Below are 7,727 nucleotides of genomic sequence, written 5' to 3' on the forward strand. Positions count from 1 at the left end.
CTCGGCAGTCAAACGCGCCGATTCGATCCGCTCGCCGCCCGCGCGTGTCGCGCGCGCTCGGATGCGCTCGTCCGGCAGCGCCGTCGGCTCTGTCCCGACGACGGCTCACGATGCCGCGAGCGTCCGCCCGAGCGCATCGCCCGAGGTCCACGCGGTGCGCACCGCCGCGCTCTCGCCCCAGGCGTCGCCGCACGCCGACAGGCCCGGCGAGCGGAAGAACGGCTCCCCGGTCGTCTCGGTCGGACGAGCGAACGTCCACCGGTGCGCGTGGGTGGCGACCGGGTCGTCGTCGATCCGCAGCAGACGCTTCGTCGCGGCCACGACGGGCGCGACCGCCGCGTCCGGATCATCGAGGTGGCGGTGCGCGCGCTCGCCCGTCGTGTGCACCACCAGCACGGGGGCGCCGTCCCCGCGCCGGTCGCCGTCGTCGGCGAGGAACGAGACGTCGGCGTCATCGGCCGCGAAAGCGCCGTGCAGGTCGGCATCCCACCGCCGCTCGTCCCACCGCAGCACCACGGCGATCACGGGCTCCCACTCCTGCTCCCCGCCCGGGGCCTCCCCCGTCAGCCGCGCGGCCTGCGGCGCGGGCATGGCCAGCACCACCTCGCCGGCGTCCTCGCCGTCGACGCGGAAGGGCTCGACGCGCCCGACGACGCGTTCCGCCTCGACGTCCAGCCCCTGGGCCAGGTCGAGCGCGAGGGAGCGCAGTCCGAGGGGAGCCGCCCACCGCATCGGTCCGGGCTTCGGGGCGTGCGAGCCGTCGGGCTGGATCACCTGGAACGTGTCGGTCCAGGGGCGCGCGAGCTCGCGTTCCTCCCAGTCGGCCACGACGTGGGCGAACCCCTCCGCCTCGCCGACGACGAAGTACGACGCCCCGAGATCCACCGCGCGCCCGTCGATCGTGCGGCTGGACAGACGCCCGCCCACGCGCCGACCGCGATCGAGCACGCGCACCGACCGCCCGGCATCCTGAACCGCCCGCGCGCAGGCGAGCCCCGAGATGCCGCCGCCGACCACCGTCACATCCACCGTCATGCCGTCATCCTCACGCGGACGCGCCGGAGGACGGGCGGGGTTGCGCCCGGAAGAACTCCACGCCCAGGTCGGGGTGGTCGACGAACACCCCGTCCAGGTCGGCGTCGCGCAGCACGGCCCATTCCCCCCGCCAGTCGCCGAGAGCGGCCTTCCCGCCACCCCGGCGGTACCCCGGCAGGAGAAAGGCGTTCTCGGGGCGGCACGTCCAGGTGAACACGCGCAGGCCGCGGTCGTGCGCCGCGCCGACGAACGCGGCGGGTCCCTTCGCACGCCCCCACCGGTCGGGGGCGAGGACGAGCCTCTTGTCGGGGCTGATGCCCTCGACCGCATCGGCGAGCGCGTCCAACCCCGTCCCCGTCAGCATCGAGGCGTAGGTCGCGGCGTCGGAGCCGTCGCGTTCGCGCAGATCCCAGGGAGCCCCGTCCGCCTCGATCAACTGCACGAGCGGAACCCGGATGCCGCGCTCCCGCAGCCGCGCGAGCACGAGGGGCTCGAACGACTCGATCACCAGCGCATCCGCGGCATCCGCCCATCCACTCTCGCGCACCTCGGCCGCGACGAGCTCGGCCATGTCGAACCCGAGGCCGGAGAAGGCCGCGGCGTGCTTGACCTCGAGGACGACCCCGACGCCGCCGTCGCGCGCGAGATCGAGGACGTCGCGCAGGCGCAGTACGGGATCGACGTCGTCGTGCGCGGCGCTCGCGGGCCGGATCGCCGGGATGCGCTCGCGGCAGCGGAGGGTCTGCAGCTCCGCCCACGTGAAGTCCTCCGTGAACCAGCCCGTCAGACGCTCTCCGTCGATCACCTCCGACGTGCGCCGTGCGGCGAACTCCGCCCGGGTCGAGACATCGGTCGTCGCGGAGATCTCGTTCTCGTGCCGCACCACGAGCACGCCGTCCTTCGAGGGGACGACGTCGGGCTCGACGGCATCCACCCCCGCCGCGATCGCCCGCAGATAAGAGGATCGGGAGTGCTCCGGGAGGTATCCGGGGGCGCCGCGATGACCGATGACGACAGGCACCCCGTCACGGTAGCGAGGGCGGGTGAACAGTGGGTCCGCTCAAAGCAGAATCCCAGTCAGCACAAGGATTCCCGCGGCCCTCTCGGCTAGTGTTGTCTGACAGCACGGTGCTGTGATCACCATCTTTTGGAGTGTGAGTTCCCGTGGCCCTCAACAACCCGGCATTCAACAACCCGGCGTTCCAGGACCCTCGAGCCGGTGGCGCCCAGACGCGCTACAGCCCGCCCCCGGCCGTCGACCCCGCCGCCGCCGCGTCGATCGAAGGCGCGTACGCCGCACCGTCGGCGAGCGCCGTCGACACCGGCCGCATGACGGTCGAAGACACCGTCATGAAGACCTTGGCCCTCTTCGGCATCCTGGTCGTCACCGCCGTCGTCGGCTGGATCTGGTCGATGGCCGGCGTCAGCGCGGCCAACCCGAACCCGAGCGCCGCTCCGATGATCGTCGGTGGCCTCGTCGGTTTCGTGCTGGCCATGGTCGCGACTTTCAAGAAGAAGCCCTCCGTCCCCGTCTTCGTCGCCTACGCGGCGTTCGAAGGCCTGTTCGTCGGCGGCATCTCGGCGTTCTTCGAGTTCATCTTCCCCGGCATCGTCCTCCAGGCGACGCTGGGCACCCTGTCGGTCGTCGGTGTGACGCTCGCCCTGTTCGCGAGCGGCAAGATCCGCGCGTCGGCCCGCGCCACGAAGATCTTCATGATCGCGATGGTCGGCTACCTCGTGTTCAGCCTGGTCAACCTCGGCCTGATGCTGTTCAACGTCCCGATCGCCGGTGGAGCCTTCGGCCTGCGCAGCAACGTCGAGATCTTCGGCATCCCGCTCGGTGTCATCATCGGCGTCTTCGTGGTCATCATGGCCGCCTACTCGCTGGTGCTCGACTTCGACCAGATCCAGCGCGGCGTCCGCAACGGCGCCGCCCGCGTCTACGGCTGGGTCGGCGCCTTCGGCATCATGGTCACCGTCGTGTGGCTGTACGTCGAGATCCTGCGTCTCATCGCGATCGTTCGCGGCAACAACTGACGTCTCCATCCGTCGCGCGAAGGGCCGTCCCGTTCGGGGCGGCCCTTCGTCGTTCCCGCGCTGACGCCCCTCTCTCCCGTCGAGTGTCCAAGACACGCCGCGACCGGGGACGACACGCGGCGTGTCCTGGACACTCACGCCCGCGCCGCGCAGGCCGCGGCGCGACACCCGCACACCACCCCCGCACTGCCGCAAGGGGTACGGGCGCCGGGCGCCGCGGCACTAGCCTCCCGGCATGAGCCCCGCCAAGACTCCTCCCGAGATCCTCGACATCGACGGCCAGGAGGTGCGCGTGACCAGTCCCGACCGTGTCGTCTTCTCGGAGCCCGGGCTCACCAAGCTCGACCTCGTGCGGTATTACCTCTCCGTCGCCGACGGCGCCCTGCGCGGAGCGGGCGGGCGGCCCATGGTGCTCAAGCGCTTCTCGAAGGGTCTCGACCAGGAGCCGTTCTTCCAGAAGCGCGTACCCGAGAACCACCCCGCCTTCATCGACACCGCGACCCTGCGCTACGCCTCCGGCACCTCCGCCGAAGAGACGGTGATCCGGGATGCCGCGGGCCTGGCGTGGGTCGTGAACCTCGGCTGCCTCGACCTCAACCCGCACCCCGTGCGCGCAGAAGACCTCGACCACCCCGACGAACTCCGCGTCGACCTCGACCCGATGCCAGGCGTGGACTGGTCGCAGATCGTCGACGTCGCGTTCATCGCGCGGGACGTGCTGGCCGACCACGGCTTGACCGGCTGGCCGAAGACCTCGGGATCCCGTGGCCTGCACATCCTCGTGCGCATCCGCCCCGAGTGGGAGTACGCCGACGTCCGCCTGGCCGCGGAGACCCTCGCACGTGAGGTCGAGAACCGTGCGCCAGGACTGGCCACGGCCCGGTGGTGGAAGGAGGAGCGCGGCGAGAGCGTCTTCGTGGACTTCAACCAGAACGCCAAGGACCGCACGGTCGCCTCGGCGTACTCCATCCGCGCGCTCCCCGACGCCCGCGTCTCGACCCCGCTCACGTGGGACGAGGTGCGGGGCCGTCGGCCCGAGGAGTTCACCGTCCTCACCGTGCCCGAACGATTCCGCGCGATCGGCGACCCGCACGCGGGGATCGACGACGCCGCCGGCTCCCTCGACGCCCTCCTCGCCCTCGCCACGGAGCTCGGCCCCGCCGAGAAGCCCCCGCGCGGCTCCGACGGCTCCGGCCGTCGCGCCTCGACCATGCCGCTCATCGAGGTCGCCCGCACCAAGACCAAGCCCGAGGCGCTCGACGCCCTCGAGGCGTGGAAGACGCGGCATCCGCGGGCGAGCGCCGCCCTTCATCCGGCGGATGTCATGGTCGACGGCATGCGCGGCTCGAGCTCGCTCTGGTACCGCGTCCGCGTGAACCTCCAGCACATCCCGGATGCCGAGCGCCCGGCGCAGGAGGAGCTGATCGCCGACTACGACCCCTGGGCCGGCCGCACCGCGTCCTGATCCGCTGTCAAGGAACCCACGATGTGACGCATCCCGTAGGCGAACGCTTCGTCGAGGTCGCCCCCGAGGCGGAAGGCGCCCGTCAGCTCCATCGTGATGAATCCGAGCGCCCACGAGGTCAGCAACCGTGCCGCATCGAGGGCACGCTCGGACCCGACGATGGCCGCCGTCGCGCGGAGCACGGGTTCACTGGTCGCTGCGAGCCGCTCCGGATCGATCGATGACGCGAACAGCAGACGGAACGCCTCGGGCCGCTCCTGCCCGAAGCGGCGGAAGACGGTCAGCAGTTCGCCGAGGTCTCCCCCGGCATCCGTCAGTCGACGTGTCAGCTCGTCCGCCGTCGAGATGCCGACCAGTCCGAGGAGCGCCTCCCGGTCGCGGACGCGTTTGTACAGCGAGGGAGCCTTGACCCCGACAGCCGCCGCCACCGCCTGCATCGTGACAGCAGCCGGACCGCCGCTCTCGAGCAGGCGGGCGGCCTGCGCGACGATCTCGGCGAGCGACGTGCGTTCTGGTGTCGGCATCGGGCCTCCTCATGGCTACACAGATAAGCTATCATGGCTATTGCTCGTAGCCATCCCGCGAAAGGTCACCCCATGCGACTCGCCCCCTCCCTCCACCGTCTCGGCAACGACATCGTCGCCTCGTACCTCATCACCACGCCCGACGGGATCACCCTCGTCGACGCCGGCCTGCCCGGCATGTACGCCGATCTGACGCGCGAGCTGGATGCCATCGGCCGCCCGCTCGACGACATCCGCGGCGTGATCCTCACGCACGGCGACAGCGACCACGTCGGCTTCGCCGAGCGCCTCCGCCGCGACCACGGCGTTCCGGTGTTCGTCCACGCCGCCGACGCCGACCGCGCGCGGGGCGGCGACAAGCCGAAGAACCCCGTCGGTCCGATGCGGATCGGCCCGCTGGTGAGCTTCGCCGCGTTCGGCCTCCGCACGGGGATGCGGCCGCAGTGGCTGACCGACGTCGAGGTCATCGACGGCGACACCACGCTCGACCTCCCCGGCACTCCCCGGGTCATCTCGATGCCCGGACACTCGCCGGGCAGCATCGCCGTCTTCTCCCCCGAGGTCCGCGCCGTCTTCGTCGGCGATGCTCTGACCACCCGCCACGTGCTCACCGGCCGCACAGGTCCTGGCCCCGCGCCCTTCACCGACGACCCGGCCGAGGCACTGGCCTCGCTGGCGCACATCGCCGACCTGGATGCCGACTGGGTCCTCCCCGGTCACGGACCGGCGTTCCGGGGCTCACCGGCCGCCGCCGTGAGCGCCGTCCGCGAGGCCGCGCGCGCCTGATCGCAGCAGCCGACGGACCGCCGCCATGAAGGCGATCCGCCAGACAGAGCACGCCTGAGCCCGGACCTCACCGACTATCGACGCGACGACGCGTGACGACCAGCGCCGGGCTCAGCGACGCCGCGGGCGCGAGAGCGCGTCGCCGCAGGCTGCCGCGAGCGTCCGCATCGCGCGCGCGGGGCTGAGGGCCGACGCCGCCTCCACGGCCTCCGCCGACAGGCTCTCGCGCGCCTCGGCGTCCGTCAGCACCCGGACGAGAGCCGAGACGAGCGCATCCTCATCTCCGTCCGGAACCAGGATGCCGCCGCCTCGGGCCAGCATGTCGCGCGGGCCGTAGCGGATGTCGTAGGCCACCGCGGGGGTCCCGTGCGCGAGGGCTTCGGCGAGGGCGAGCCCCTGACCCTCGAACGCCGAGGTCGTCAGGTACACCGCCGCGTGATCGAGGACGGCGCCGGGGTCGTTCGTGAGCCCCGGGAGCGACACGGCGCCGGCCAGCCCGAGCTCGGCGATCAGGGATTCCAGCTCGTCCCGCTGGGCACCGGCCCCCCAGAGCTCCAAGCGTGCCGTCGGGACCTCGGCGACGACCCGGGCGAACGCGCGGACGGCTGCGGAGAGGCGCTTGCCGGGAGCCAGGCGCCCGAGCACGACGACCAGGTCGGCGTCGCGACCCGCCGCGGGGACGACCGTCCCGGGCGCGCGGACGGCGTGCGGCGCGACGAGGTCGTTCGCCGCGGTTCCGAAGCGTTCGCGCACGTCGTCGCGCTGGTGCGCCGTCGGCCAGAGCACCGCGTCGAAGCGCGGGGCGATCTCGAACCAGCGCGTCCAGAGCGGGTTGAGCGCGGAGTCGGCACGGTAGGGCGGTTCGAGGTGGATCGTGTGGACGGTGTGCACGATCCGGACGTCCTCGTCGCCCCACCCGACGACCAGCTCGCCGAGCTGCCGCGACTCGCAGATGACGACGAGAGGTCGCTCGTTCTGCGCCCGCAGCTGCGTGCCGAGGTGCGTGAGCCACGCGCGGTAGAGCGCCCCGAACCCGTCGATCACCCCGATGGAACCGCCGGTGGCATCCCGGATGACGATCGGCGCCGTCGTCAGGTGCCAGTCGGGGTCGACGACGGTGGGCAGCGCGACCGCCCCTCCGGCGACGTCCCGGTATTCGAGAGAGGGATCCGGCTCACCCGCGTGGGCAGCGTCGCGCACCCACTCCGCGGCTCCGCCGTCAGGGGCGACGGCCTCGTCGAAGAGATTGCGGAAGAGCCCGGATGCCGACACGGCGCCTCGCTCGACGAAGGTCTGCCGGTGCGCGGTGTGGGCGTCGGCGGTTCCCGGGTCGACGGTCAGCAGCAGAGGCGCCGCTCCGGCATCCGCCATCTGCCGCGCCCGCGCGAGGGTCGAAATCGTGTACCCCCCGTCGAGGTCGGGGATGAGCCTGCTCGACAGGATGAGGTACCAGGCGTCGGGGAACTCAGCGTCGCTCACGTCCCCATCCTCCCCCACCCGCAGCTCACCCCGCGGCGTGCCCGAGACTCGGTGATCTCGGCGTGCTCGTCGGGTCGCGGAAGGTGGCCCCGGGGCGCCGCGCGTGCAGCTGCAGACGTCGCGCGGGTGCCGTGCGTGGCCCCGGGGCGACGAAAGGGGCCCCGGAGCCACCTCGTGACACGGTCTGAGGGGGATTCGCCGCCAAGGGGACCTCGACCGGCTGACACAGAGCAACGACGCCGCCCTCCGTGGAGGGGTGTCGTCATCGAGTCGATCGGGGAAGGGGCCCCGCTCTCGACCCCATACCCTCAGCGGACCGACAGAGCGCCGCCGTCGCCGGACGACGCAGGGGCACCGTCTTCGGGTCGATCGGGGTAGGGGCCCGCTCTCGACCTGCGCGC

At 72.2% G+C, this 7,727-nt stretch carries 7 protein-coding genes; 3 read left to right on the plus strand and 4 right to left on the minus strand.

The features are described 5' to 3' along the window. Window positions 1-105 precede the first annotated feature (105 nt). Window positions 106-1,035 (minus strand): FAD-dependent oxidoreductase, encoded by a 930-nt coding sequence (locus AB0N82_RS00385; RefSeq protein WP_363386823.1) that lies wholly within the window; start codon window positions 1,033-1,035, stop codon window positions 106-108. A gap of 10 nt (window positions 1,036-1,045) precedes the next feature. Further along, the gene (locus AB0N82_RS00390) at window positions 1,046-2,056 is read right to left on the minus strand and encodes a glycerophosphodiester phosphodiesterase family protein (protein WP_363386827.1); all 1,011 of its coding nucleotides are present in this window, start codon (window positions 2,054-2,056) and stop codon (window positions 1,046-1,048) included. 143 nt (window positions 2,057-2,199) lie between these two features. Between AB0N82_RS00390 and AB0N82_RS00395 the strand changes: the two genes are divergently transcribed. Next, entirely contained in the window at window positions 2,200-3,072 is an 873-nt protein-coding gene (locus AB0N82_RS00395; RefSeq protein ID WP_363386830.1) for a Bax inhibitor-1/YccA family protein, read from the plus strand. A gap of 235 nt (window positions 3,073-3,307) precedes the next feature. Further along, window positions 3,308-4,537 carry a non-homologous end-joining DNA ligase gene (gene ligD / locus AB0N82_RS00400; RefSeq protein ID WP_363386833.1) on the plus strand — a complete coding sequence of 410 codons (1,230 nt, stop codon included), beginning with the start codon at window positions 3,308-3,310 and terminating at the stop codon, window positions 4,535-4,537. On the opposite strand, the gene AB0N82_RS00405 is transcribed toward ligD, so the two are convergent. Then, entirely contained in the window at window positions 4,504-5,061 is a 558-nt protein-coding gene (locus AB0N82_RS00405) for a TetR-like C-terminal domain-containing protein (protein ID WP_363386836.1), read from the minus strand. The two genes, ligD and AB0N82_RS00405, sit on opposite strands and share 34 nt — an antisense overlap. A 72-nt stretch (window positions 5,062-5,133) precedes the next feature. On the opposite strand from AB0N82_RS00405, the gene AB0N82_RS00410 reads away from it, so the two are divergent. Next, window positions 5,134-5,847, plus strand: coding sequence for an MBL fold metallo-hydrolase (locus AB0N82_RS00410; protein ID WP_363386839.1), 714 nt, complete (start codon window positions 5,134-5,136; stop codon window positions 5,845-5,847). 111 nt (window positions 5,848-5,958) lie between these two features. On the opposite strand, the gene AB0N82_RS00415 is transcribed toward AB0N82_RS00410, so the two are convergent. Further along, the gene (locus AB0N82_RS00415) at window positions 5,959-7,326 is read right to left on the minus strand and encodes a glycosyltransferase (RefSeq protein ID WP_363386842.1); all 1,368 of its coding nucleotides are present in this window, start codon (window positions 7,324-7,326) and stop codon (window positions 5,959-5,961) included. Window positions 7,327-7,727 lie beyond the last annotated feature (401 nt).

Source organism: Microbacterium sp. NPDC089186, from assembly GCF_040685115.1.
GTDB lineage: Bacteria > Actinomycetota > Actinomycetes > Actinomycetales > Microbacteriaceae > Microbacterium > Microbacterium galbum.